Below are 25,163 nucleotides of genomic sequence, written 5' to 3' on the forward strand. Positions count from 1 at the left end.
CTCCTATATTTGCGCCCCGGATTAAGAAAGTTCATTCACTCACTTGACCCGGGTCAAGTTGCCAACGTCGCTTATGAGTTCTCATACTCGATGCACCGGGAATAGCGCGGCATGCGGGATGTCGGCCTGGATGCCGGCCCCACGAATTCCGGGGACTGGGTTTATGCGAAGCGCATGAGGATAGCGTGTGCGGGCGTTGGGAAAAGCAGTCATTGCCCAATTCAGAAACCATCAGATTCCGGCGCTCCAGAATGCAATTGACCGGCAACGTCATGGAGAAACTCAGAATGCCCACAATATTGAACAGCACGCATGGACTTCGAGCAGCGCGTGCCACGGAGTCGATCAGATGAGCCACTTTATTGATCGCCTGAAGTACTTCTCCACATCGAGGCCGACCTTCTCCGAAGGCCATGGAATGACCACCCACGAAGACCGCGGGTGGGAAGACGCCTACCGGCAACGATGGCAACATGACAAGATCGCGCGCTCGACCCACGGCGTCAACTGCACGGGTTCGTGTTCGTGGAAGATCTATGTCAAGAGCGGAATCGTCACCTGGGAAACCCAGCAGACCGATTACCCGCGCACCCGTCCCGACATGCCGAATCACGAGCCGCGCGGCTGCGCCCGCGGTGCGTCGTATTCCTGGTATCTCTACAGCGCAAATCGCCTTAAATATCCGCTGGTTCGCAGCGCGCTCCTCAGGCAGTGGCGCGAAAAGCGCTTGACGCTCGATCCGGTCGAGGCATGGCGCGCGATCGTGAGCGATCCGGAAGCCCGCGCGTCGTATACGCGTCGCCGTGGACTGGGTGGCTTCGTTCGCTCAACCTGGGACGAAATCAACGAGATCGTCGCGGCCGCGAACATCCATACCATCAAGCGACACGGCCCGGATCGGATCGTCGGGTTCTCGCCGATCCCCGCCATGTCGATGGTGTCGTATGCAGCGGGCAGCCGCTATCTGTCGCTGCTCGGCGGCGTCAGCCTGAGCTTTTATGACTGGTACTGCGACCTGCCGCCCGCGTCGCCGCAAACGTGGGGTGAGCAGACCGACGTTCCGGAATCGGCCGACTGGTACAACTCCACCTTCATCATGCTGTGGGGTTCCAACGTGCCGCAAACACGCACCCCCGACGCCCACTTCATGACCGAGGTCCGCTATCGCGGCGCCCGGGTCGTATCGATCTTTCCCGACTACGCCGAGGGTGCGAAGTTCGGCGACATCTGGCTGCATCCCAAGCAGGGCACCGACGCGGCGCTCGGTCTCGCGATGGGTCACGTCGTGCTCAAGGAGTTTCACGTCGCCAGCAAGAGCGCGTATTTCCTCGACTACTGCCGGCGTTATACCGACATGCCGCTCCTCGTGCGCATCGTCAAACAGGGCGACCACTATGTGCCCGAACGACTCCTGAGATCCGACGAACTCGATGGCACGTCCAGCGAAGAGAACAACGCCGCCTGGAAAACCGTCGCGTTCGACGAACTGAGCGGCAAGCCTGTCGCGCCAGTCGGATCGATCGGCTTTCGCTGGGGACAAAAGGAAGGTGGCGACGCCGGCAAATGGAATCTGAAAGAAGAGGATGTCCACGGCAATCCGATCCGGCCGCTCATGTCGTTCGTAGAGCAGCACGACGAAACGATCGACGTCGCCTTTCCCTATTTCGGCAACGTCGAACATACGCACTTCACGCACACCGGCCATGCGAGCGTATTGCCGCGCCGCATCGGCGTACACAAGATCGCCACCCGCGCCGGTGAGATTCTGGTCGCCACGGTCTACGACCTGTTCATCGCCAATTATGGCGTGGACCAGGGGCTTGGCGGCCCGAACGTCGCGACCAGTTTCGACGACGACGTACCGTACACGCCCGCGTGGCAGGAGAAGATCACCGGCGTCAAACGGAACGACGTCATCGCGGTTGCGCGCGAATTCGCCGACAACGCCCAGAAAACCGAAGGCAGGTCGATGGTGATCGTCGGCGCCGGCTTGAACCACTGGTTCAACATGGACATGAGCTATCGCTCGATCATCAATCTGCTCGTCATGTGCGGCTGCGTCGGCAAATCAGGCGGCGGCTGGTCCCACTACGTCGGTCAGGAAAAGCTCCGGCCGCAAACCGGCTGGCTGCCGCTGGCATTCGCGACCGACTGGCACCGCCCGGCGCGCTTCATGAACGGCACGTCGTTTTTCTATGCGCATACCGATCAATGGCGCTATGAAACGATGAAAGTCACCGAACTGCTGTCGCCGCTCGCCGATGGCAGCGGGTTCGCCGACAGCCCGATCGACTACAACGTCCGCGCCGAACGGATGGGCTGGCTGCCGTCCGCGCCGCAGTTCAAAACCAATCCGCTCGAACTCGGCCGGGCATCAGCGGGCGCCGACGCCGCCGCTTATGTCGCGAAGGGGCTCAAGGACGGCTCGCTCGAGATGTCGTGCGTCGATCCCGACGCCACGGAGAATTTCCCGAGAAACCTGTTTGTCTGGCGCTCGAACCTGCTCGGCTCTTCCGGCAAGGGACATGAGTACTTCCTCAAGCATCTGCTCGGTGCCGAGCATGGCGTGCAGGGAAAAGATCTGGGCACGAGCGCCGGCACGCTGCCCAAAGAGGTGAAGTGGCACGAGAAGGCGCCCGAGGGCAAGCTCGATCTCGTCGTCACGCTCGACTTCAGAATGTCCACCACGTGCCTCTATTCGGACATCGTGCTGCCGACCGCCACCTGGTACGAGAAGGACGACATGAACACGTCCGATATGCACCCGTTCATCCATCCGCTGTCGGCGGCGGTCGATCCGGCGTGGCAATCCAGAAGCGACTGGGAAATCTATAAAGGCATCGCGAAAAGGTTCTCCGAACTGGCCGAAGGCCATCTGGGCGTGGAACGCGACGTCGTGATGTCGCCGCTCCAGCATGACAGCGCCGGCGAAATCGCGCAGACCGACGGCATCGCCGACTGGGGGCACGGCGAGTGCGATCCGGTTCCGGGAAAAACGATGGGAACCATCGCGGTCGTCGAGCGGGACTATCCGGATACGTGGCGCAAGTTCACGTCGCTCGGACCGCTGCTCGATTCGCTCGGCAACGGCGGCAAAGGCATTACGTGGCAAACCGGCGAAGAAATCGAACAGCTTCGGGCGCTGAACTATCCAGTCGCCGAAGCAGGCGTTTCGCACGGGCGACCGCAGATTCTTTCGGCGATCAATGCGGCCGAAGTGATCCTGTCGCTGGCCCCGGAAACCAACGGTGCGGTCGCGACCAAAGCATGGCAGGCGCTGTCGGTGCTCACGGGCATCGATCACACGCATCTCGCGCGCGCCCGCGAGGATGAAAAAATCCGCTTCCGGGACATTCAGGCGCAGCCGCGCAAGATCATCTCGTCGCCGACGTGGAGCGGGATCGAATCCGAACATGTGTCCTATAGCGCGGGCTACACGAACGTGCATGAGCTGATTCCCTGGCGCACCCTGTCCGGACGACAGCAGCTGTATCAGGACCACGCGTGGATGCGCGACTTTGGCGAGTCGCTGTGTGTCTACAAGCCGCCCATCGACACGCGCAGCACGACCGGGATGGCCGGCAGCCACTCGAACGGCAACGCCGAGATCGCGCTGAACTTCCTGACGCCTCACCAGAAATGGGGTATTCACAGCACCTACACCGACAACCTGTTAATGCTGACGCTGTCGCGCGGCGGGCCGATCGTCTGGATCTCCGAGATCGATGCCAAAAAGATCGGCGTGGTCGATAACGACTGGATCGAGGCGTTCAATCTGAACGGCGCGCTGGCCGCGCGTGCGGTCGTCAGCCAGCGCATTCCGGCGGGCGCCGTGATGATGTATCACGCGCAGGAAAAGATCATCAATACACCGGGCACCGAAGTCTCGGGGGTCCGCGGCATTCACAATTCGGTGACGCGCGTGATGCCGAAGCCGACCCACATGATCGGTGGCTATGCACAGCTTTCATACGGGTTCAACTATTACGGCACCGTCGGCTCCAATCGCGACGAGTTCGTGATCGTCCGCAAAATGAAAACGATCGACTGGAAAGACGAATCGACGCCGGCGTCGGTGCTGTCGGCGGCCGAGGCCGCGCGTCATCAGCACACACTTGCCCACGGCGCACCGACCCTCGCGATGGCCAACGACGAACCGGGAGAGAAGCGATGAAAATTCGCGCACAGATCGGCATGGTGATGAATCTGGACAAGTGCATCGGTTGCCATACCTGCTCCGTCACCTGCAAGAACGTCTGGACCTCGCGAGAAGGCATGGAGTACGCGTGGTTCAACAATGTCGAAACGAAACCCGGCGTCGGCTATCCGAAGGACTGGGAAAACCAGGAGCGCTGGAACGGCGGCTGGAAGCGCAAGACGAATGGCAAGATCGAGCTTCGTGCCGGCAGCAAGTGGCGTGTGCTCGCCAATATTTTCGGCAACCCGAACCTGCCCGAGATCGACGACTATTACGAGCCGTTCACCTTCGATTACGCGCATCTGCACGACGCGCCCGACGTCAAGGTCGGGCCGGTCGCGCGCCCGCGTTCGCTGATCACCGGCGAGCGCCTGGAGAAAATCCAGTGTGGCCCGAACTGGGAAGAAATTCTCGGTGGCGAGTTCGAGAAGCGCAAGCAGGACTACAACTTCGATCAGGTGCAGACCGACATCTACGGGGAGTTCGAGAACACCTTCATGATGTACCTGCCGCGACTGTGCGAGCACTGCCTGAATCCCGCATGCGTGGCGTCCTGCCCTTCCGGGGCCATCTACAAGCGGGAAGAAGATGGCATCGTCCTGATCGACCAGGACAAGTGCCGCGGCTGGCGCATGTGCGTGTCCGGGTGTCCCTACAAGAAGATCTATTACAACTGGCAGAGCGGCAAGTCGGAGAAGTGCATTTTCTGCTATCCGCGTATCGAGGCGGGTCAGCCGACCGTGTGCTCGGAGACCTGCGTCGGCCGGATCCGTTATCTCGGCGTCCTGCTGTACGACGCCGACCGGATCGAGGAAGCCGCGTCGGTCAAGGATCCACAGGACCTGTACGAAGCGCAGCTGTCGATCTTCCTGGACCCGGACGACCCGGCCGTGCGTGAACAGGCCGCCCGCGACGGCGTGCCGGAGAACTGGCTCGACGCGGCGCGCCATTCGCCGGTGTACAAGATGGCGATGGAGTGGAAGATTGCTTTTCCGCTTCACCCCGAATACCGCACGTTGCCGATGGTCTGGTACGTCCCGCCGCTCTCGCCGATCAACGCGGCCACCAACGACGGCCGGCTCGGCATGAAAGGCCTGCTGCCCGACGTCGATTCGCTGCGCATCCCGCTGCGCTATCTGGCCAATCTGCTCACCGCCGGTCGCGAGGCGCCGGTCCGGCTTGCGCTCAAGCGCATGCTGGCGATGCGCGCGTTCATGCGCGAGCGCCACGTCGAGCGTCGCGAGAGCCCGGAACTGCTCGCCGAAGTCGATCTGAGCAGCACACAGGTCGACGAGATGTACCGGTATCTGGCGATCGCCAATTACGAAGACCGCTTCGTGATCCCGACCGCCCACCGCGAATATGCCGAAGATGCCTTCGACCTGCGCGCGTCGTGCGGCTTCTCGTTCGGCAACGGGTGCTCCGACGGCACCACGGAAAGCAGCCTGTTCGGCGGGCGCAAGGGCATCAACAAGACACGCAAGACAATCCCCATTCGCGCGGCGGGTGAATAAATGGAAGACAACCGTCAGATTCTCAGCATGCTGGGCGCGCTGCTGGACTATCCCGATGAGGCATTGATCGGCGCGCTCGACGAGATCCGCGCCGCGCTTGCCGGAAACACCCGCCTGCCGCCGGACACGCGCGCAGCGTTGATCGAACTGGTTGACCGGCTGTCGACGCGGCCGCTGCTGGATTTACAGGAAGACTACGTCGAAATCTTCGACCGTGGCCGCGCAAGTTCGCTCTATCTGTTTGAACACGTTCACGGCGAGTCGCGTGAACGCGGGCAGGCAATGGTGGATCTGCTCGCCATGTACGAAGCGAAGGGGCTCTTTCTCGGCGCCGGCGAACTGCCCGACTACCTGCCCGTTTTCCTGGAGTTCCTGTCTCACGAAACACCGGCGCAGGCACACACGCTACTGGGCGAAATCGCCGATATCAACCGGCAGATCGCGACCCGGCTGGCCGAACTCGGAACGCCGTATTTCGCGGCCGTTGCCGCGTTGTTGCCACTCGCTGGCGAAGCGCCGCTGCTGAACGCGAATGCGACCCTGTCCGACGACGAGCCCACGCGCGAGATCGATGGTGAAGCGCTCGATCGCGAGTGGCAGGAGGAGCCGGTGAGCTTCCTGGGTGCGCAAGCGCCTTTGTCGACGACGCCGCAGCCGATCCAGTTTTACGACAAAAGACCGTCACGTTAGTCGCTGTGGTCACCTTGGTCATGTGAACGAGAAAGGACAGACTTCCGTGCTCACATTCAACGCATCAGAGAACAGGATCCTGGCTGGAGAAACCTCATGAGTCAGCATTTCATCAACGCATTGCTGTTTGGCATCTACCCCTACGTGTGTCTCGCGATCTGGCTGCTCGGTAGCCTGATCCGTTTCGATCGCGAGCAGTACACCTGGAAGAGCGATTCGTCGCAACTACTCAGACGCCGTCAACTGCGCCTCGGAAGCAATCTGTTTCACGTCGGCGTGCTGATCGTGATCGGCGGCCACTTCGCCGGATTCCTTGCGCCTCACTGGATGGTGTCGCCCTTTCTGAACGCCTCCCAGCATCAATGGCTCGCGGTGGGGGTGGGCGGCGTCGCGGGCATCGTCGCGATCATCGGACTGTCGATACTCGTGTACCGGCGCCTGTCCGATCCGCGCATTCGCATCAATAGCGCCCATGCGGACATCCTCGTGCTGGCGATGCTGTGGCTGCAACTGGCACTCGGGCTATGCACGATTCCACTGTCGCTGGCGCATATGGACGGCGCGATGTTCGAAACCCTGAGCGACTATGTGAAGGGCATCGTCACGTTTCAACCGGGGGTCGCGGACCTCGTGCTCGGGGCGCCGCTCGTCTACAAGGTCCATATCGCGCTCGGCTTCACGATCTTCCTCGTTTCCCCGTTCACCCGTCTCGTTCATATCTGGAGCGGGATGGCGACCGTGAGTTACCTGGTGCGTCCTCACCAGATCGTCCGCAAGCGCTAACGCGAGGAATATCTCATGTCGGCAAACCGCGATATTTCGCCCGCGCCCGCCACGCTTGATGTGCTTAGCGTCAACGGTACCGTGATCGAAGCCGCTGCCATTGCAGCGGAATCCGCGTTGCACGCGGACGAGCCCGATCCCGACCACGCCGCACGACGGGCGCTGGTCGTGCGTGAACTGCTCACGCAGCGCGCCCTCGCAGCAGGTCTGCTCACGACGGGCGCCGATCTCGACGATGAAACCATTGACCGTCTGCTGGAACGGGAATGCACGACGCCGGTTCCGTCCGCCGAAGAATGCCAGCGCTACTACGCGGCGAACACGCAGAAATTCCGCAGCCCGGACCTGGTCTTCGCGCGCCACATCCTCTTTGCGTTGACCGAAAAGGCGGCGATGACGCGGGTCCGCGCCCGCGCTGAAGAAGCGCATCGCGAGCTCGCGCAGCATCCCGACCGGTTCGATGCGCTCGCCCGGACGTTGTCCAATTGCCCGTCCGGGCAGGTCGGCGGCAATCTGGGGCAACTGGCCCGTGGCGAGAGCGTGCCGGAATTCGACGCAGCCGTTTTCGGCAACCCGCACATCGGCCTGCTACCGGGACTCGTCAACACGCGCTATGGCTTTCATATTGTCTGGGTCGAGCGTCGCATCGCGGGTGAAACCCTTCCGTTTGAAGCGGTGCAGGCGACCATCGAACGCTATCTCTCGGGGCATGTCCGGCACAAGTCGATTCAGCAATATCTGAACCTGCTCGCGTCCAGCGCCGAACTCTGCGGCATCGCGCTGGATGTGCGCCCCGGCCTGTTGTTGCAATAGTGACTGTCCGCAGCATTCCGGTACGCGTCCGGCGCCCCGCCCCAACCTTGACCGATGACATCCACGTGTAATCGTTATCGTTGTCGTCCTGCTCTGGAGCAGTTATGAGTTCACAAAAAAATCCCATAGTGGTTCTATGCGTCACGACGCTGGCCTTTCTGGTCTGCTTCGTCGTGTGGATGATGTTCGGCGTGCTCGGCATCGAGCTGCGAACCGAGCTTGGACTCAACAGCACCCAGTTCGGGCTGCTGACGGCCACGCCGGTTCTGACCGGCGCACTGTTGCGCGTGCCACTGGGAATCTGGACGGACCGTTTTGGCGGTCGCGTGGTGATGACGCTGTTGCTGGTCCTCTGCGCCATCCCCGTGTTCCTGATCGCCTACGCGACGGCGTTCTGGCAGTTCCTCGCGATCGGCCTGTGTCTCGGCGCGGTCGGCGCATCGTTCGCGGTGGGCACGCCGTATGTCGCGCGGTTCTTCCCGCCCGAAAAGCGTGGCTTTGCGATGGGATTCTTTGGCGCCGGCACGGTCGGCGCCGCCGTGAACCTGTTCGTCACGCCCTCGCTGCAAGCGGCATTGGGTTGGCGCGCTGTCCCGAAGATCTACGCGATCGCGCTTCTCGTCACCGCGCTGATCTTCTGGCTGGGCTCCGCGACCGACCCGGGCGCAGGTAAAACATCGGGCCCCTGGTACACGCAGTTTCGGGTGCTGAAGGACGCGAGAATATGGAAGTACTGCCAGTACTATTCGATCTGCTTCGGTGGCTTCACCGCGCTGTCGCTGTGGATCCCGCAGTATCTGAAGGGCGAATTCGGCTTTTCGGTCGTCACCGCCGCCGCGCTGGCCGCCGGCTTTTCGCTGCCGGGATCGGTGTTGCGCGCGCTCGGCGGCACCCTGTCCGATCGCTTCGGCGCGCACAAGGTGACGTGGTGGGGATTGTGGGTCGCGTGGGTGTGTCTGTTCCTGTTGTCGTACCCGGATACCTCTTTCGTGGTGAGCACCATCGACGGCCCGCGCAGCTTCCATATCCATCTGGGCGTCCCGGTCTTCATCGGCCTTCTGTTCATTCTCGGCGCGGTGTTCGCGTTCGGCATGGCGTCGACGTTCAAGTACGTCGCCGACGACTTCCCGGAGCAAATGGGCGTCGTCACTGGTATCGTCGGGCTGGCGGGTGGACTGGGCGGCTTCCTGCTACCGATCCTGTTCGGCGTGATTCTGGACTGGCTTGGCGTTCGCTCGAGTTGCTTCATGTTCCTGTACGGCATCGTCTGGGTGTCGCTGATTCTGCTGTATCAATCCAGCGTGCGACAGGTCCACATCGACGGAACCGCTTCGCAGTGACGCAATGAACAGCCGACGTACCGCGCCCCTGCCCGCACGACACCACATGGATGATTGATGATGAGCATTTCGAGTTTTGATGAGCTGATTCGGGTCGCGCGGCAACAACCCGAACCTCAGCGTCTGTTGTTCGTGTTTACCACGGTCGAGTTGCCCACCGACTGCACGCCCGAGGAGCGGGCCCGCTTCGAAGCGGGTAAAGGGGGCGCGCTGACACCGCTGATGTGCGTGGACAAAACCCCGGAGGAACTCGGCACGTTTAGCGATCTGCTCGAAGAATCGCGACAGGTTCTGCAGGAGTGGGCCATTGTCTTCGTCGCGGCGCTCTCGGGTAAAAACGGGCGTGCGCCACGAACTGAAGACGCCGAAGCGCCTTTGAACAGGATGGTGGAGTCGATCAAAACCGGCTCCATCGGCATGTTCATTCCATTCGATGCGCACGGCCAGCCCGTGCTATTTGGTCCGCACTGAGGTGTCGTCGGACGCCTGAGGCAGTCAGGCCTGGCAGTGTGTTCCTCGACCGCGCCGCCAGACGTAAGGGCGCGGGCTGCATGAAGCATGAAGGAAACGCCACGCCACGTGCCAGGCCTCTTGCGGACCGGAGGACCCGAAAACCAGCGCACCGGATCGCGCCCGGTTCCGGGCGCTAAACGCATGCGCCTGAGGAGAAACAGTTTGCCAGGTACAATTCGGCAGCGTCGTTTCCCATCCTGATCCGAATACCCTATGCGCAACCCTGCCCGGGCCTTTCTCCTCGGCCCGCTTTTGAAGGGCGTGTCACGCTCCTTCTACCTCACGCTGCGCGTGTTGCCCGCCGGCATGCGCGACCCGATCGGTCTCGCGTATCTGCTCGCGCGCGCCGCCGACACGATTGCGGATACCTCGTTGATTCCGCCGGGGCAACGGCTGGAGATGCTGCTTGCGCTTCGCGAGCAGGTGAACGGCGTATCCGCCGACGACGGTCGTCTGGCACGCATGGCCGTGGAAGTGGCGGCCCAGCAAGCGCATTCGGATGAAAAAGTCCTGCTCGAATCGCTCGGCCCCGCGCTCGACGTGCTGGCTCAACTGGGCGAATCCGATCGCGACGCGGTACGCGAGATCGTCACGACGCTGACCGAAGGCATGGAATTCGATCTGCGCACGTTTCCGGATGAATCGTCGGGGCACATCGTTGCGCTGCGCGAATTCGGGGAACTCGACCGGTACACGTATCTGGTGGCGGGCTGTGTCGGCGAATTCTGGACGAAGATGACCTGGGCCCATATGCCAGGCACGCTCAAGGGGCTGCCGGATGTCGCGCTGAACCGCGGCGTGCGTTTCGGCAAGGCGCTGCAGATGACCAACGTGCTGCGCGATTGCGGCAAGGACCTGCGCATCGGCCGCTGCTACATTCCGTCGACGATGCTCGATGAAGCGCACCTGAGCCCGCAGGACCTGCTCTTGCCGGAGCGTTCCGTGAACGCCCGGCCGCTGATGTTCGAACTGGTCCGCAAAACGCTCGATCACTTCCGTGAGGCGATCAAATACACGCTCGCGATTCCCGCGCATTCGGTGCGCTTGCGGCTCGCCTGCCTGTGGCCCATCGTGATCGGACTCGACACGTTGCTGCTGCTCGTCGACAACGACGCGTGGCTCGACCCCGCGAAAGTCTCAAAGGTCAGACGCAACAGGGTGTACCAGGTCATCGCGTATTCGATACCGGCCGTCGCATCGGACCGGCTCATCCGGCGCTGGACCGGCAGTTTGATGAGCCGGATCGAAAGCCGCCTCACGGCGCTGTCGACACCGGCCCGTTGACACTTTCACACGCCCTTCCCCGTCTGCGGGTAAAATTTGCGTTTTGCGTTTGCCGCGCGGAGTCCAGTTCGGGCCCCTGGCAAAAATCGGGCAAAATTCGGTCATTGGTGCCGGGCCATGCGCAACCGGCGGCTTTCCCCACCCTGTTTCCTGTTCTTGAGACACGCGATGAGTACCCAGCAACCCACCATTATCTACACCCTCACCGACGAAGCGCCCCTGCTGGCGACCAGTGCTTTCCTGCCGATCATCCGCACGTTTACCGCGCCGGCTGGAATCCAGGTCACGACCAGCGACATCTCGGTGGCCGGCCGCATCCTGGGTGAGTTCCCCGAATTCCTGACCGAAGAACAGCGCGTGCCGGATAACCTGGCCGAGCTGGGCCGTCTCACGTTGCAGCCGGAAACGAACATCATCAAGCTGCCGAACATCAGCGCCTCGGTGCATCAGCTGGTCAGCGCGATCAAGGAACTGCAGGGCAAGGGCTACAAGGTGCCGGACTTCCCGGAAGAGCCGAAGACCGAAGCCGAAAAGGCGATCCGCCAGCGTTACTCGCGCTGCCTCGGCAGCGCCGTGAATCCGGTGCTGCGCGAAGGCAACTCGGATCGCCGCGCGCCGGCCGCCGTGAAGAACTACGCACGCAAGAACCCGCACAGCATGGGTGAATGGAGCATGGCGTCGCGCACGCACGTCGCGCACATGACGCATGGCGACTTCTACCATGGCGAAAAGTCGATGACCGTCGACCGCGCGCGCGACGTGAAGATGGAACTCGTCACGAAGAGCGGCAAGACGATCGTCCTCAAGCAGAAGGTGTCGCTGCTCGACGGCGAAATCATCGACAGCATGTTCATGAGCAAGAAGGCGCTGTGCGACTTCTACGAAGCGCAGATGGAAGACGCGCGCAAGACCGGCGTGATGCTGTCGCTGCACGTGAAGGCGACGATGATGAAGGTCTCGCACCCGATCGTGTTCGGCCACGCCGTGAAGATCTTCTACAAGGAAGCGTTCGCGAAGCACGGCAAGCTGTTCGACGAACTCGGCGTGAACGTCAACAACGGTCTCGTCAACCTGTATGAAAAGCTGGAAACGCTGCCGAGCTCGAAGCGCGAGGAAATCATCCGCGACATGCACGCGTGCCACGAACACCGTCCGGAACTGGCGATGGTGGATTCGGCAAAGGGCATCTCGAACCTGCACGCACCGAACGACGTGATCGTCGACGCATCGATGCCGGCCATGATCCGCATCGGCGGCAAGATGTGGGGCGCCGACGGCCGTCCGAAGGACACGAAGGCGGTGATCCCGGAAAGCACGTTCGCCCGCATCTACCAGGAAATCATCAACTTCTGCAAGACGAACGGCAACTTCGATCCGGTCACGATGGGCACGGTGCCGAACGTCGGCCTGATGGCGCAGCAGGCCGAAGAGTACGGCTCGCACGACAAGACGTTCGAAGTGCCGGAAACCGGCGAAGCGCGCATCGTCGACATCGAGACGGGCGACGTGCTGCTCGTGCAGAACGTCGAGGAAGGCGACATCTGGCGCATGTGCCAGGTCAAGGACGCGCCGATCCGCGACTGGGTCAAGCTCGCCGTCACGCGCGCGCGCAACTCGGGCATGCCGGCCGTGTTCTGGCTCGACCCGTACCGTCCGCACGAAGCAGAAGTGATCAAAAAGGTTGAAACGTACCTGAAGGATCACGACACGGAAGGCCTCGACATCCAGATCATGTCGCAGGTCCGCGCGATGCGTTACACGCTGGAGCGCGTGATCCGCGGCCTCGACACGATCTCCGTCACGGGCAACATCCTGCGCGACTACCTGACCGACCTGTTCCCGATCATGGAACTCGGCACCAGCGCGAAGATGCTCTCCATCGTCCCGCTGATGGCCGGTGGCGGCATGTACGAAACGGGCGCGGGCGGCTCGGCGCCGAAGCACGTCAAGCAGCTGGTGGAAGAAAACCACCTGCGCTGGGATTCGCTGGGTGAATTCCTGGCGCTGGCTGTGTCGCTGGAAGATCTGGGTATCAAGACCGGCAACAGCCAGGCCAAGGTTCTCGCCACGACGCTGGACGCCGCCACGGGCAAGCTGCTCGAGAACAACCGGAATCCGTCGCCGAAAACGGGCCAGCTCGATAACCGTGGCAGCCAGTTCTACCTCGCGATGTACTGGGCGCAGGAACTCGCCGCGCAAACCGGTGACGCCGCCCTCGCCGCACAGTTCGCTCCGCTCGCGAAGCAGCTGGCCGAGAACGAGCAGACCATCGTCGGCGAACTGTCGGCAGTGCAGGGCCACCCGGCTGATATCGGCGGCTACTATCGCCCCGACGCCAAAAAGCTCGACGCCGTCATGCGCCCGAGCAAGACGCTGAACGCCGCGCTGGCTTCGGTCAAGGCGTAAGGCTGTCGCTGTAGCGCGATGTGGCCTGGGCTTGCCCCAGGCCACATCGGTCGTGACCCTTCCGGTTCGACGCCGGAAGGGTGCTTCAACGGACGCCCCACGTGCACCTTCACCGTTCGAAGCAACCCCGGGTGTTCATCCGGTTTTCCTCTCCTTCCCTTCGTTTCGTGCTTCAGCTTCGAGCGGCAATCGCTGCATTCCGTGCGTCCGTTGACCCGCGCCCACATGCTGCGCTCCTGCTTCGTGCTGTAACGTCATCTGCGAGCTGAGCCGTGTGCAAGTCGCAAAAGCGATCACATGATAGAAAGCATTCGCTATACGACGCGATGCCTGCGCCCGTATAGTCGCCGCATTCGTCAGAGCGCACGGCGCGCATCGAGCTATCCAGGAGACTTGATCAATGGCAACCCCTATCTACCGTGGCGTGTTCCCCGTCGCGCCCACCGTTTTCGACGACGCCGGTCGGCTCGACCTCGACGGCCAGAAGCGCGCCATCGATTTCATGATCGATGCCGGTTCGAACGGCATCTGCATTCTCGCGAACTTCTCCGAACAGTTCGTCCTGACCGACGACGAACGGAACACCGTCCAGAACGTGGTACTGGAGCATGTCGCGGGCCGCGTGCCGGTGATCGTCACGACGACGCACTTCAGCACCGACGTGTGCGCGGCCCGCAGCCGCGCGGCCCAGGATGCGGGTGCGGCGATGGTGATGGCCATGCCGCCGTATCACGGCGCGACGATCCGGGTTGGCGAATCCGGCATCCACGAGTTCTTCAGCAAGGTGTCCGCCGCCATCGATATCCCGATCATGATCCAGGACGCGCCCGTCGCCGGCACGCCGATGTCGGCCTCGTTCCTCGCGAAGCTGGCGAAGGAAATCGAACACGTGTCGTACTTCAAGATCGAGACCGCGCAGGCCGCATCGAAACTCCGTGAGCTGATCAGACTGGGCGGCGACGCCGTGGTCGGCCCGTGGGACGGCGAAGAGGCCATCACGCTGATTCCCGATTTCGACGCGGGCGCGACGGGCGCGATGACGGGTGGCGGCTATCCGGATGGCATCCGCAAGATCGTGGATGCCTACGCGTCGGGCGATACAGAGGCAGCCGCGGCGCTTTATCAGCAATGGCTACCGCTCATCAACTACGAGAACCGCCAATGCGGACTCGCAGCGTGCAAGACGCTGATGAAAGCGGGCGGTGTCATCAAGTCCGATACCGTGCGTCACCCGATCGCGCCGATGCCACCGGCAGTGCGAGACGGGCTCCTGAAGGTCGCGCGGCGGCTCGACCCGCTGGTGCTGCGCTGGGCTCACTAAACCCGCGCATCGCGTGTGGAAGAGGCATGACCGGATTCATGTGAACGTGATCCGGTCATGCATGTAAAGCGCGAGGCGTTGAAGCCCTTGACCGTCTCGCGCTGCATTTCAGGTACGCTCATGGAAGTTTCGTCTCACGGATCTCCCATGCCGCTCCATATTCAAACCCCACTCCTGACATCCGCGCCTCTTGGCCTCGCGGCCGGCGCAACGGTTCTTCTAAAACTCGACGCGATGCAGCCTCCCGGATCGTTCAAGATTCGCGGCATCGGTTACGCGTGCGAGGCGCACGCACGCCAGGGCAAGCAGCGTTTCATTTCCTCTTCGGGCGGCAACGCGGGCATCGCGGTCGCGTACGCCGCACGGCAGCTTGGCCTGCCCGCCGTCGTGGTCGTTCCGCAAACCACCACCCAGCGCGCCAAAGACCTGATCGCGATGGAAGGCGCGGAGGTGATCGTGCATGGTGCGACGTGGCAGGAAGCGAACGGCATGGCGCTTTCGCTGGTCGGCGCAACGGACGCCTTCATCCATCCATTCGACGACCCGCTGCTATGGACCGGTCACGCAACGATCATCGACGAAGTCGTCGCCGCGGGCGAACAACCCGACGCGGTTGTGCTGTCGGTGGGCGGCGGCGGGCTGCTTTGTGGCGTCCACGAAGGTCTGCGCCGCAACAGCCTCGGGCACGTGCCCATCATCGCGGTGGAGACGGAAGGCGCCGACTCGTTCGCGCAATCGGTCAAGGCCGGCAAGCGGATCGAACTGGACGCCATTCGCAGCGTTGCGACTTCGCTGGGCGCGAAGCAGGTTTCGGAGCAGGCGTTCAACCTCGCACAAAGCGCGGATATCCGGCCCTTCACCGTGACCGATGCTGCGGCCGTCACGGCCTGCATGCGCTTTCTGGACGATCACCGCATACTCGTCGAACCCGCGTGCGGCGCAAGCCTCGCACCGGTGTACGACCACGCGAGCGTACTCGAAGGGTTCCGCAAGATTCTGGTCATTGTTTGCGGCGGAGCCAGCGTGACGGTCGGGCAACTCGAACAGTATCTCGCGGCTACCTAAGCGCGCTGCCTGACCCGATGCGCGTCATGCTACGCAGGACACAACGGCCTGCGTAGCATGCGTTCAGTCAATTCAGTAAAGCCCCAGCGTTTGTGCGTGCAGCCGCGCGAGGCCGAGTAGCGCATTCGTAAACGGCGTCGGCACACCAGCAACTTTCCCGAGTTCACACACCGCGCCCACGAGCGCATCGAGTTCAACCGGCTTGCGCGCCTCGACGTCCTGCAGCATCGATGTCTTCATCGCGCCGAGCCGCAACGTGGTCGCGTGCCGGTCTTCCGGTTCCTGCCCGATCGGAATGCCGAGGCGCGTGCCGATCTCCTTCGCTTCGATCATTACCTGCGTCGCGAAACCCCGCGCCAGTTCGTCTTGAAGAATCCTGTCCGTCGTCGCACCGGTGATCGCGCTGATCGGGTTCATCGTCAGATTGCCCCATAGCTTGTACCAGACGTCGCGCTGAATCCTGGGCGACGCGGACGCATCGAAGCCCGCGCGGCGCAACAGCGTGACCAGCGTGTCCACGCGCTCACCCGATTCGCTCGCGGCTTCCCCGACGATCAACCCGGCGCCCATGTTGTGGCGGATCACGCCCGGTGCCTCGATGCGGCAGCTCGCGTGAACCACGCAGCCCAGCGTCTGCTGCACGGGAATCGCGGCGGCAATCCGGCCGCCGGGATCGACCGACTCGAGCGGCGTGTTTGCAAACGCCCCCGTCAGACCCGCGCAAAACCACCAGGGCACGCCATTCATCGCGGTCATGATCAGTGTGTGCGGGCCGACGAGCGGCCCAAGTTGCGCGGCGACCGACTGCATGGCCGGCGCCTTGACCGCAACGACAACGAGATCCTGCACACCGAGTTCGGCGGGCACGTCGCTGGCCTTCACGGCAACGGATTGCGTACCGTCGGCGTCGACCAGACGCAGCCCGTTCTGCCTGATCGCGGCCAGCGCCGCGCCGCGCGCCACGACGCTCACCTCGCATTCCGCCTGCGCGAGCTTCACGCCGATCCAGCCACCGATCGCACCGGCACCGTATATGCAGACTTTCATCACGACTCCCGTAAGCGCATCTCTGCGCTATTGATCTGCTGGACGCACGTCCTGGTTATTTCGCCACACCGGCCTTGCCGGCGACCGAAGCGATTGCAGAGGCGACGTAATCGACATTCTGCTGGTTGAGGCCCGCCACACACATCCGTCCCGAGCGCAGCAGATAGATTGCGTGTTCGTCGCGCAGCCTGTCCACCTGCTGCGCGCTCAACCCGGTGTACGTGAACATGCCAACCTGCGAGACATAGCGCACGCGCATCACGTCTTCGACGCGCCCGGCGAGCCCGTCGTGTATCTTGCCACGCATCAGTTTGATGCGCTGCCGCATGTCCGCCAGCTCGCTCTCCCACGCTGTATGAAGCGATGCATCCGAAAGAACGCCGGCGACGAGCTTCGCGCCATGAACAGGCGGATTGCTGTAGTTCGAGCGGACCGCGAAAGTCAGTTGCCCAAGCACACGCTGCGCCTCTTCCGCGTCGCGACAGACGACGCTCAACGCACCGCATCGCTCGCCGTACAGCGAGAAATTCTTCGAAAATGAGCTGGCGACGATCAGCGGGACGTCCGCATCCGCGAGTTTGCGCACACACGTGGCGTCTTCTTCGAGACCGTCGCCGAAACCCTGGTATGCCATGTCGACGAATGCAATCAGCTTTCGGCGTTGCAGCACGGGAATCAGTTCGGCCCATTGCGCCGCGTTGAGATCGACCCCGGTCGGGTTATGACAGCAGGCATGCAGCAGGACGACACTGCGCTCGGGCAACGCGTCGATCGCATCGCGCATTGCCTCGAAACGCAGGCCGCCCGTCAGCGCGTCGTAGTACGGATACGTGTTGACGGTCAGTCCGGCACCTTCGAACACGACTCGATGATTTTCCCAGCTGGGATCGCTGATCCAGACCTGGGCCTCCGGTAGATGCCGGCGCAGAAAATCGGCGGCCACCTTGAGCGCGCCGGAGCCACCGAGCGTCTGGAGCGTGGCGATGCGACCCGCGCGACGCGTGTCATGGTTCTCGCCGAACACCAGCGCCTGGGCGGCGTCACGGTAGGCGGCATGCCCCGCCATCGGCAGATAACTGCGCGGCGCCACGGTTTCGAGCAGCGCGGCTTCCACCGTCTGTACCGCACGCATCACAGGAAGCCGGCCGGTGTCGTCGAAATAGACACCGATGCTCAGGTTGACCTTGTGGCCGCGTGGATCACGCTGAAAGTCCTCGTTCAGCGAAAGAATCGGATCGCCGGCATAGGCGGGCACGTTTTCGAACATGGCTGTTTCCTCGATGTATAACCGCGGGCGCGGAAATGACACGATACCCGCACCACGCAGGTTATTCGAGGAATTGCAAAACGCCCATGCCAGCAGGGCTCAAATCCGTGCCTGATCGCAGGCGGGACGCGCCGTGGAGGCAAGACGTCCCGAACCTCGCACGCCCGCGTTTATTGCACCTTGTAGCCGTCGTCCAGCGTCTTCATGAACGCGATGATGTCGTCGATTTCCGCGTCGGTCATCGCGGGTTGATCGCCGGCCTTGCGGTCGAACGGCGCGTCGGCGACGTCGATGTTCTCCACGTATTTCGCTGGGATATCATCGTATTTCATGACCTTGCCCGACGCGTCACGTGGATAGATTTTCTCCGGGCTCGTGTTGCGCAGGTTGTAGAAGGTCATCACCTGCTTCAGGTCGTGATAGACGCCATTGTGGAAAAACACGTGACGCTCGGCGGCATTGCGCAGCGTCGGCGTGAGGAACATGCCGCAATACTGCGTCTGCGTCGCGATGTCGTGGCGGAACGGCCCGCACACGCCCATGTCGTAGAACTTCGGATCCCTGTTGACCGGCAGCGCGTTGTTGCGCGGCACACCCAGCGCCTCGTACTGCTGGTCGGTGAAGAGCGGCGGCAGGCCGTCGCGACTCACCTGGCTCACGTGACAGCCCGCGCAGTTCGCCTTGTCCTTGTCGTTGAAAAGCCGCAGGCCGCGCAGTTCCGCCTGCGTCAGGTGCGCGCGTCCTTCCAGCCAGTAGTCGTACTTGCTGCTGAATTCATGAAACGACGGGTCCTCGACCTGATAGCGCCCGATCGCAAACATCGCTTCCGAAGCCAGCAGATCCGGGTGATCGAAAATACTGGGGCCAAAGAGCTTGCTGAACGTTTCGCGATATCTGCCCGTCGACAGCTTCCGGACCACCTCGTCGACATCCCTGTTCGCCATCTCGACCGGATTGAGCATCGGCCCGATCGCCTGGCGCTGCAGTGAATCGGCACGGCCGTCCCAGAAGAGGCCACCTTGCGGCACCATCGCCGGCGCGGCGGGCGCGGCACCCGCTGTCTTGACCGCGCGTTGCACGCCGCGCGCGGCGGCGGCGGCCTGGTCGAGATTCACGGCGACGTCCACGTCGCCCGCGTCCGGTCCGATGCTGAACGGCGCCTGGCGATACAGGTACGTCAGGGAAGGCGGGGGACGATAGCCGGCATCCGTCATATGCGGGCCGCCCAGCTGCACCGACAGGTCGTTCGGCGGGCCATACGCGTGCTGCGCGCTATGACACGACGCGCACGACTGCTTGCCCGATGCCGACAGCGACGGATCGTTGAACAGCTCGCGCCCAAGCAGCGCAACGGCACTGAGCGGCGCCGTGTCGGGCCGCATCAGATGCACCGGATGCGGGTTCGCACCGGTCAGGTCTTCGACGAACTGGCCCACGGCCTCCGGCATGCGTTCGGGGTACACGAGCGCATAGCCCGCCATGGCGGCAAGCGCGATCGCGACACCGGGTATGGCCCAGGCAAGCACCCGCATGACGGTGCGACGTGCTGCGCGAGGATCGGGTTTTTTGCCGGCCGGCATCGGCGGCGGAAAGGCGACATTCGTACGAAGGGTCATGGCGATGGCAATGAAAACGCGGAACACGAACAAACGAGTCGAGCCAGCACGAAGCTGGCTCGACTCGCGTCACGGGTGCAACGAACCGGGATCAGATCTGCGGCGCGGCGGAGAGCTTCGTCCCCAGGTTCTGGTCGAGGTACAGCGTCGGCGTGCTGCCGCCGTTCGTGAAGTCGAAGAGGCTCATGATGCTGCCCGCGGCCGCATCGTTCGAGCCGCCGCCGAGGCGCTGGCCACCAAGCCAGTTGTCCTCGATGAAGCGCACGACCGACGACTGCGTGAGACGGGTGTCATCCACGAAGTCGGCCTTCGCATACGGCGACACGACGACGAACGGAATCCGCGTGCCCGGGCCGCAGCGTCCGTTGATCGCGAGACCCGCCGGGCTGAGACCTTGCGGCGTCGTGCCCGACGTGCCGCACGTCGCGGCGCCGTTCAGCTTGTCAGAGGCGTCGAACGATGCCGTCGTCGGTGCCGCATAGCGATGGTCGTACCAGCCGTCCGAATCGTCGTACGTCAGGATGACAGCCGTGTTCTTCCAGTCAGGCTGCTGTTGCAGGAAGTTGATGACCTTCGTGTAGAACGCCTGTTCGTCGAGCGGATCCGAATTGCCCGGGTGACCGTCCTGCACGGCAGGCGCCTTCAGGTAGCTCACCGACGGATAGTTGCCCGACTTCACCGCTGCGAAGAAGTCGTTGACGTCGTACTCGTGGTGAACCGGCGTCGCCGTGCTGTCGAGCGGATCGGTGAAGCCCACCGTCGCGAGCGAAGTCGGACGCGTGTGCGCCAGGTTGGCGGTCGTCGGGAAATACTGGAACCAGTTGTGGTGCGGGCTGTAGTCCTTCGGCGACGATGCGAGCACCGACGAATAGGTCGTGCGTGCGCAGCCTGTCGTGCCGTTCGGGTTGGTTGCGGTGAGGTCGAAGCCGCCCATGAAGCCGCCCCACGTCAGCCCCTTCGCGTTCAGCAGGTCACCGATGTTCTTGTTCAGCGCCGACATCTTGCCAGACGTCGTGCCCGAGCAGACGTCGCCCGTCGGATCCGGATCGCCCGTGATCGTGAAGCCGCCCTGGCCGTCGGAGATCATGCTGCCCGCCACCGCGACGCCACCGTTCGGGATCACGCCGTTCGTCTGGCCGGAGACCACGTGAATCGCGCCAGGCGTCGACGGACCGAACGTGTCCGTATACGTATTGGTGTTCATCGCGAAGTTCTGCGCGTAGTTCCACAGCGCCGTGACGGTGTTGCCGTCGTAGTAGCCCATCACGAGACCCGGCGTGCCGAACACGCCCGTGCTGCTCACCGTGTTGTTACCCGTGAATTCCGGGAACAGGTCCATCTGGCCGTTGTCGTAAGCCTGCTGCTCGGCCGTGTACGCGTGGTTCTGGCCTTCGGTGTTCGCCTGCGTGCGGTCGAGCCGGAACGGGTTCGCGGCGTTCGCGCCGTTACCGGCGGCGGTCTTGTTCGGGTTCGCCGTCAGCAGTGCCGGCGTCAGTCCGTTGACCGAGGTCGGCGTATTCGACGCTGCGAGGAACTGCGGCTCGCCTGCCGGATTCACCGCCGCCGGGTAGGTCGCGAAGTAGTGATCGAACGAACGGTTCTCGCCGAAGATCACCACGAGATGCTTGATCGGCGTAGCGGTTGTGGCGGCGTCCTGCACCGACACGGCGGCGACCGGCGGGGGCGCAGCGGCGGACTTGTTGTCGTTGCTGCTACCGCATGCGGTCAACGCAAGCGCAAGCGCAGCAAACGGGATGGGCAAAAGGACTCTACGGAACATTTCTCGGGGCTCCAGATTCGCTGTTCAGCGCTCCCGCCCGTTACCCGGATGGATGGCGCTGGCAATATTGTTAGAGATGTAGCGGTTGCGACATACCGTTTGAAACAGCGCGCATTGCACCACCCCGGTGTTATGGTTTAAGGACGCATTGCTTGCTAAAAGCCTGTGGTTTTATTCGTTTTGCTTTCGTCATGGTGGCCATGCGGGACCGGAAACATATGTGAAGAGCTCGCCAATCGCGCTCACGCCGGTCGGCCAGCGCATGCGGCGCTGGCCGGGATTTACCCCGGGCGCTTCGCGCTATCATGCTGATCTGCACACATTCAGCTAGACGAAAGCAGGACATGGCCAAAGAAAACAAGACAGGAGCGGGACGAACGGGTGCCGGTGCGCGCGGCGAAGCGCTGTCCGCCAGCGACCGGTCCGCCGCGACCGCGCAAACCCGGAACGCCGACGACATTTCCGGCAACGAGAACGACAGCGACGGCGCCGCGTCGTCCACCTATCTCGTGCCGGGCCTTGAACGCGGCCTGCGCATCCTCGCTGAATTCTCTGCACGGGAGCCCGTGCTCGGCGCACCCGAGTTGTCGAAGCGCATCGGCATTCCGCGCACCACGACGTTCCGTCTGCTGCAAACACTCGAAGCACTCGGCTTTCTCGAACGCGCGCACGGCGACCGACACTTCCGGCTGGGCGTCGCGGTGCTGCGGCTCGGCTTTGAATATCTGAGTTCGCTCGAACTGACCGACTTCGGCACGCCGGTCCTCGAACAGTTGCGCGACGCGACGGGTTTCAGCACGCATCTGCTGATCCGCGATGGACGCGACGTCGTCTTCGTCGCAAAGGCGCAGACGCACGAACCCATGTTCAGTTCAGTGAAGGTACACGTCGGCACGCGTTTGCCCGCGCATGCGACGGTGCATGGCCAGGTGCTGATGGGCGACCTGACGCCAGGCGAGCTGCGCGCGCTGTATCCCGAGCCGCAACTCGAACGCTTCACCGAGCGCACGCCAGCTACCGTCGACGAACTCTACGAGCGCGTGCGCGAAAGCGCCGCGCTCGGCTATGCACTGAGCGAAGCGTCGTTTGAACGTGGCATTTCGGTCGTCACCGCGCCGGTGCGCGACCAGACAGGCAAGATCGTCGCGGCGATCACCGCGACGGTGCCGCGCTCGGACATCGGCGGCCCCGGCGAGCGCGAGCCGCTGATTGCAGCGGTGTGCGGCGCGGCGATCGACCTGTCGGCGCGCCTCAACTATCGCCCCAACGCAGACGACCCGACCGTCGTACAGGCACGCGGCAAACCGGTCGCGGCCAGCTGAATGCCGCCGCGACCGTCATTTCATCGCTGGTCAGAACGAGTGATGGATGCCGGTCAGGAAAATCGCCTGATTCCGGCCGCTCGACACGCCAGCCGTGAAGAACGCGGCCGATGCATTCGAGTTCGCGTGCTCGTACAGCGCGTTCACATACACCTGTGTCATCTTGGACAGCGCGTAGACGTCGCCGATCTCGAACTGCGTCCAGCGACGGCCCGATAACGTCGTCGTCGCCGCACCGCCCGACACGCTGTTGGCCGGCGTGAACTGGTAATTCGCGCCGACGTCGTAGCTCTGATACGTGTCAGAGAATCCATTCGACTCCAGCTTCACGTGCGTGTACAGGCCATGCACGAGCAGTTTGCCGAACTGGTACGACAGGCCCGCACCGGTGTTCTCGACCTTGTCGGCCATGTAGCTCGCGGCGGCGACGCCCTGAAAATTCGTGATCCCCGTCGTCACGATCGACGGCGTGCGGTTGTGTTCGTTCGACCACGACGCGCCGGCCTTGAACGGTCCATTCACGTAACTCGCCGCGAAGCTCATCGTGCGACCGGTCGAGAAGTTCGTCGTGTTGCCGAGACCCATCATCGCGCCGAACGAAAAGCCGTACCACGTGGGCGAGCGGTACTTCGCCGAATTGTCGTAGGGCACGACGCCCGTGTCGGCGAGTTCGTCGATGTTGCCCGGGTGGAACGCGTACCAGCTCGACGCGAGGTAAGCCGTCGCGAACGGACCGAGCACATCGAAGGCGAACGGCGTCTGGTGGCCGAGCGTCAGCGTGCCGAACCGGTCCGAACTGAGCCCCACGTACGCCTGGCGGTTGAACAGCGTGTTGGCTTTCGCGAACGCACCCGTGTTCGTATAGAAGCCGTTTTCCAGCTGGAAGATCGCCTTCGTGCCGCCACCCAGATCCTCGACACCCTTCAGGCCCCAGCGGTCCGGCTGCATGTTGCCCTGCTCCTCGATCCATTTGGCGTGACCGCCCGCGTTGCTGATGTACGCGACCCCGGCATCGAGACTGCCGTAAAGCGTGACACTGCTTTGTGCCCACGCGCCCGATGCGGCGCAGATCCCGGTCAGCCCGGCGGCGATGATGTGCTTCACCTATGTACTCCTGATCGTGTGACGGATAACCGGAGCCTCGCTCCGGGTTCCCAAGCCTTGATTGAACGGGCGGCGACCCGGGTCTCCTGCATCGGGCTGGCCGTCTTTTTTGTTCCACCTATGGGCGAATGTATCGCCTATGGAAAGTATAGTGATTCCGCATGCCGATCAAAATACTTTTTGGGGCCGGTGAAAACCCTCATGCGCGTTCTTTCCGACCCGGGCGTAATACCTGCAAAGCCTTGCCGGACGGGCACTTCGGCATCTGAAGTATCGATTCTTCGTACCACCGCCCTACAAAATTCCGGACACACACTCGGTGTTTTCCCTGGAAGCCGCAGATTTTTATTTTGTCCTGCGCAACCGACTCCTATAATGCCCATACACGAACTGACGTTCCTTATATGGAACACAAGTGCTTCAGGAGAAGGGGCGAAATGGCTGAAGAATGGCGTTGCGCCGGACATGCCGGCGATCTGTCCAACGACGCGCCGCTCGAGTACAAGCTCGACGGCACGGAGATCGGCATCTACAAGGTGGGCGACGCGCTGTATGCGCTCGAAAACGTCTGCCCTCATGCATACGCGTTGCTGACGCAGGGCTTTGTCGACGGCGACACCGTCGAATGTCCGCTGCACGAAGCCGTGTTCCATATCCCGACTGGCAAGTGTCTGAAAGAGCCCGGCGGCCGCGATCTGAAGATGTACGCGGTGCGCCTTGCCGGTCAAGAAATCCAGATCAAGGTGGAATGACATGAAAGAAGCGACCGTGAACTTCAATCCGCATCTGAAGCCGTGGCTCGCGCCGCAGCCGAACAACGTCGCGGGCAAGGGCGTCATCGAGAAGCCGGGCGAGAACGAAAACTTCATCTGGCAGACCCGCAAGGCCGAGCCGACGCAATACGAAAACGACTTCGGCGATGCGCTCGAAACCGTGTTCGAAGCCGGCGCGGTGGAACTCGATGAAGTCGTCGAAGGCTTGAACCGCATCGGGTTCCGGACGCCGGAAGGCAGCCCGTGGAACGCCGAACGCCTCGCCGCCGAATTCCGTCTGCTCGCCGAATAAGCGGCCCGCCCGAACCCGCCTCACAGAACACGTAT

The 25,163-nt window shown here is 62.8% G+C and carries 19 protein-coding genes; 14 read left to right on the forward strand and 5 right to left on the reverse strand.

The window, feature by feature from the left end; all coding sequences use genetic code 11:
- Positions 1–349: 349 nt before the first annotated feature.
- The 11 genes from BLV45_RS21955 to BLV45_RS22005 all read left to right on the forward strand — a co-directional run bounded on the left by BLV45_RS21955 (position 350) and on the right by BLV45_RS22005 (position 15,927).
- Positions 350–4,174: a nitrate reductase subunit alpha gene (locus BLV45_RS21955; RefSeq protein WP_090536478.1), complete on the forward strand. Its 3,825-nt coding sequence runs from the start codon at positions 350–352 to the stop codon at positions 4,172–4,174.
- On the forward strand, positions 4,171–5,712 hold the full coding sequence (gene narH / locus BLV45_RS21960) for a nitrate reductase subunit beta (protein ID WP_090536480.1): 1,542 nt from the start codon (positions 4,171–4,173) through the stop codon (positions 5,710–5,712). The genes BLV45_RS21955 and narH overlap by 4 nt, the downstream gene beginning before the upstream one ends.
- Positions 5,713–6,402, forward strand: coding sequence for a nitrate reductase molybdenum cofactor assembly chaperone (gene narJ, locus BLV45_RS21965; protein WP_090536482.1), 690 nt, complete (start codon positions 5,713–5,715; stop codon positions 6,400–6,402).
- A 96-nt stretch (positions 6,403–6,498) separates the two neighbouring features.
- Positions 6,499–7,185: a respiratory nitrate reductase subunit gamma gene (gene narI / locus BLV45_RS21970; protein WP_090536484.1), complete on the forward strand. Its 687-nt coding sequence runs from the start codon at positions 6,499–6,501 to the stop codon at positions 7,183–7,185.
- A 15-nt stretch (positions 7,186–7,200) separates the two neighbouring features.
- On the forward strand, positions 7,201–7,998 hold the full coding sequence (locus BLV45_RS21975) for a peptidylprolyl isomerase (protein WP_090536486.1): 798 nt from the start codon (positions 7,201–7,203) through the stop codon (positions 7,996–7,998).
- A gap of 104 nt (positions 7,999–8,102) precedes the next feature.
- The gene (locus tag BLV45_RS21980) at positions 8,103–9,338 is read left to right on the forward strand and encodes an MFS transporter (protein WP_090536488.1); all 1,236 of its coding nucleotides are present in this window, start codon (positions 8,103–8,105) and stop codon (positions 9,336–9,338) included.
- A gap of 57 nt (positions 9,339–9,395) precedes the next feature.
- Entirely contained in the window at positions 9,396–9,809 is a 414-nt protein-coding gene (locus tag BLV45_RS21985) for a ribonucleotide reductase subunit alpha (RefSeq protein WP_407671049.1), read from the forward strand.
- 255 nt (positions 9,810–10,064) lie between these two features.
- A complete protein-coding gene (locus BLV45_RS21990; RefSeq protein WP_090536490.1) occupies positions 10,065–11,135 on the forward strand; it encodes a phytoene/squalene synthase family protein in 1,071 nt (356 codons plus the stop codon).
- A 168-nt stretch (positions 11,136–11,303) separates the two neighbouring features.
- A complete protein-coding gene (locus BLV45_RS21995; RefSeq protein WP_090536492.1) occupies positions 11,304–13,541 on the forward strand; it encodes an NADP-dependent isocitrate dehydrogenase in 2,238 nt (745 codons plus the stop codon).
- A gap of 400 nt (positions 13,542–13,941) precedes the next feature.
- Positions 13,942–14,862 carry a dihydrodipicolinate synthase family protein gene (locus BLV45_RS22000; RefSeq protein WP_090536494.1) on the forward strand — a complete coding sequence of 307 codons (921 nt, stop codon included), beginning with the start codon at positions 13,942–13,944 and terminating at the stop codon, positions 14,860–14,862.
- Between the two features lie 147 nt (positions 14,863–15,009).
- Complete coding sequence (locus BLV45_RS22005; protein ID WP_090536496.1) at positions 15,010–15,927, forward strand: pyridoxal-phosphate dependent enzyme; 918 nt, start codon at positions 15,010–15,012, stop codon at positions 15,925–15,927.
- A 72-nt stretch (positions 15,928–15,999) separates the two neighbouring features.
- Here BLV45_RS22005 and BLV45_RS22010 read toward each other — a convergent pair whose 3' ends face one another.
- The 4 genes from BLV45_RS22010 to BLV45_RS22025 all read right to left on the reverse strand — a co-directional run bounded on the left by BLV45_RS22010 (position 16,000) and on the right by BLV45_RS22025 (position 21,637).
- Entirely contained in the window at positions 16,000–16,974 is a 975-nt protein-coding gene (locus BLV45_RS22010) for a 2-dehydropantoate 2-reductase (RefSeq protein ID WP_090536498.1), read from the reverse strand.
- Between the two features lie 55 nt (positions 16,975–17,029).
- On the reverse strand, positions 17,030–18,241 hold the full coding sequence (locus tag BLV45_RS22015) for an amino acid aminotransferase (RefSeq protein ID WP_090536500.1): 1,212 nt from the start codon (positions 18,239–18,241) through the stop codon (positions 17,030–17,032).
- Positions 18,242–18,411: 170 nt separating this feature from the next.
- Positions 18,412–19,857 carry a cytochrome-c peroxidase gene (locus BLV45_RS22020; protein ID WP_090536804.1) on the reverse strand — a complete coding sequence of 482 codons (1,446 nt, stop codon included), beginning with the start codon at positions 19,855–19,857 and terminating at the stop codon, positions 18,412–18,414.
- A 91-nt stretch (positions 19,858–19,948) separates the two neighbouring features.
- Complete coding sequence (locus BLV45_RS22025; RefSeq protein ID WP_090536502.1) at positions 19,949–21,637, reverse strand: phospholipase C; 1,689 nt, start codon at positions 21,635–21,637, stop codon at positions 19,949–19,951.
- A gap of 344 nt (positions 21,638–21,981) precedes the next feature.
- Here BLV45_RS22025 and BLV45_RS22030 point away from each other — a divergent pair, with 344 nt between their 5' ends.
- Positions 21,982–22,959: an IclR family transcriptional regulator gene (locus BLV45_RS22030; protein WP_090536504.1), complete on the forward strand. Its 978-nt coding sequence runs from the start codon at positions 21,982–21,984 to the stop codon at positions 22,957–22,959.
- 30 nt (positions 22,960–22,989) lie between these two features.
- Here BLV45_RS22030 and BLV45_RS22035 read toward each other — a convergent pair whose 3' ends face one another.
- On the reverse strand, positions 22,990–24,063 hold the full coding sequence (locus BLV45_RS22035; RefSeq protein ID WP_090536506.1) for a porin: 1,074 nt from the start codon (positions 24,061–24,063) through the stop codon (positions 22,990–22,992).
- A 437-nt stretch (positions 24,064–24,500) separates the two neighbouring features.
- Between BLV45_RS22035 and BLV45_RS22040 the strand changes: the two genes are divergently transcribed.
- Together BLV45_RS22040 and BLV45_RS22045 are read left to right on the forward strand one after the other, a co-directional pair.
- Positions 24,501–24,815, forward strand: coding sequence for a non-heme iron oxygenase ferredoxin subunit (locus tag BLV45_RS22040; RefSeq protein ID WP_090536508.1), 315 nt, complete (start codon positions 24,501–24,503; stop codon positions 24,813–24,815).
- A 1-nt stretch (position 24,816) separates the two neighbouring features.
- Positions 24,817–25,128: a recombinase-like helix-turn-helix domain-containing protein gene (locus BLV45_RS22045; protein ID WP_090536510.1), complete on the forward strand. Its 312-nt coding sequence runs from the start codon at positions 24,817–24,819 to the stop codon at positions 25,126–25,128.
- The last annotated feature ends 35 nt before the right edge of the window (positions 25,129–25,163 follow it).

This window comes from Paraburkholderia sartisoli, from assembly GCF_900107685.1.
GTDB classification, from domain to species: Bacteria; Pseudomonadota; Gammaproteobacteria; order Burkholderiales; family Burkholderiaceae; genus Paraburkholderia; species Paraburkholderia sartisoli.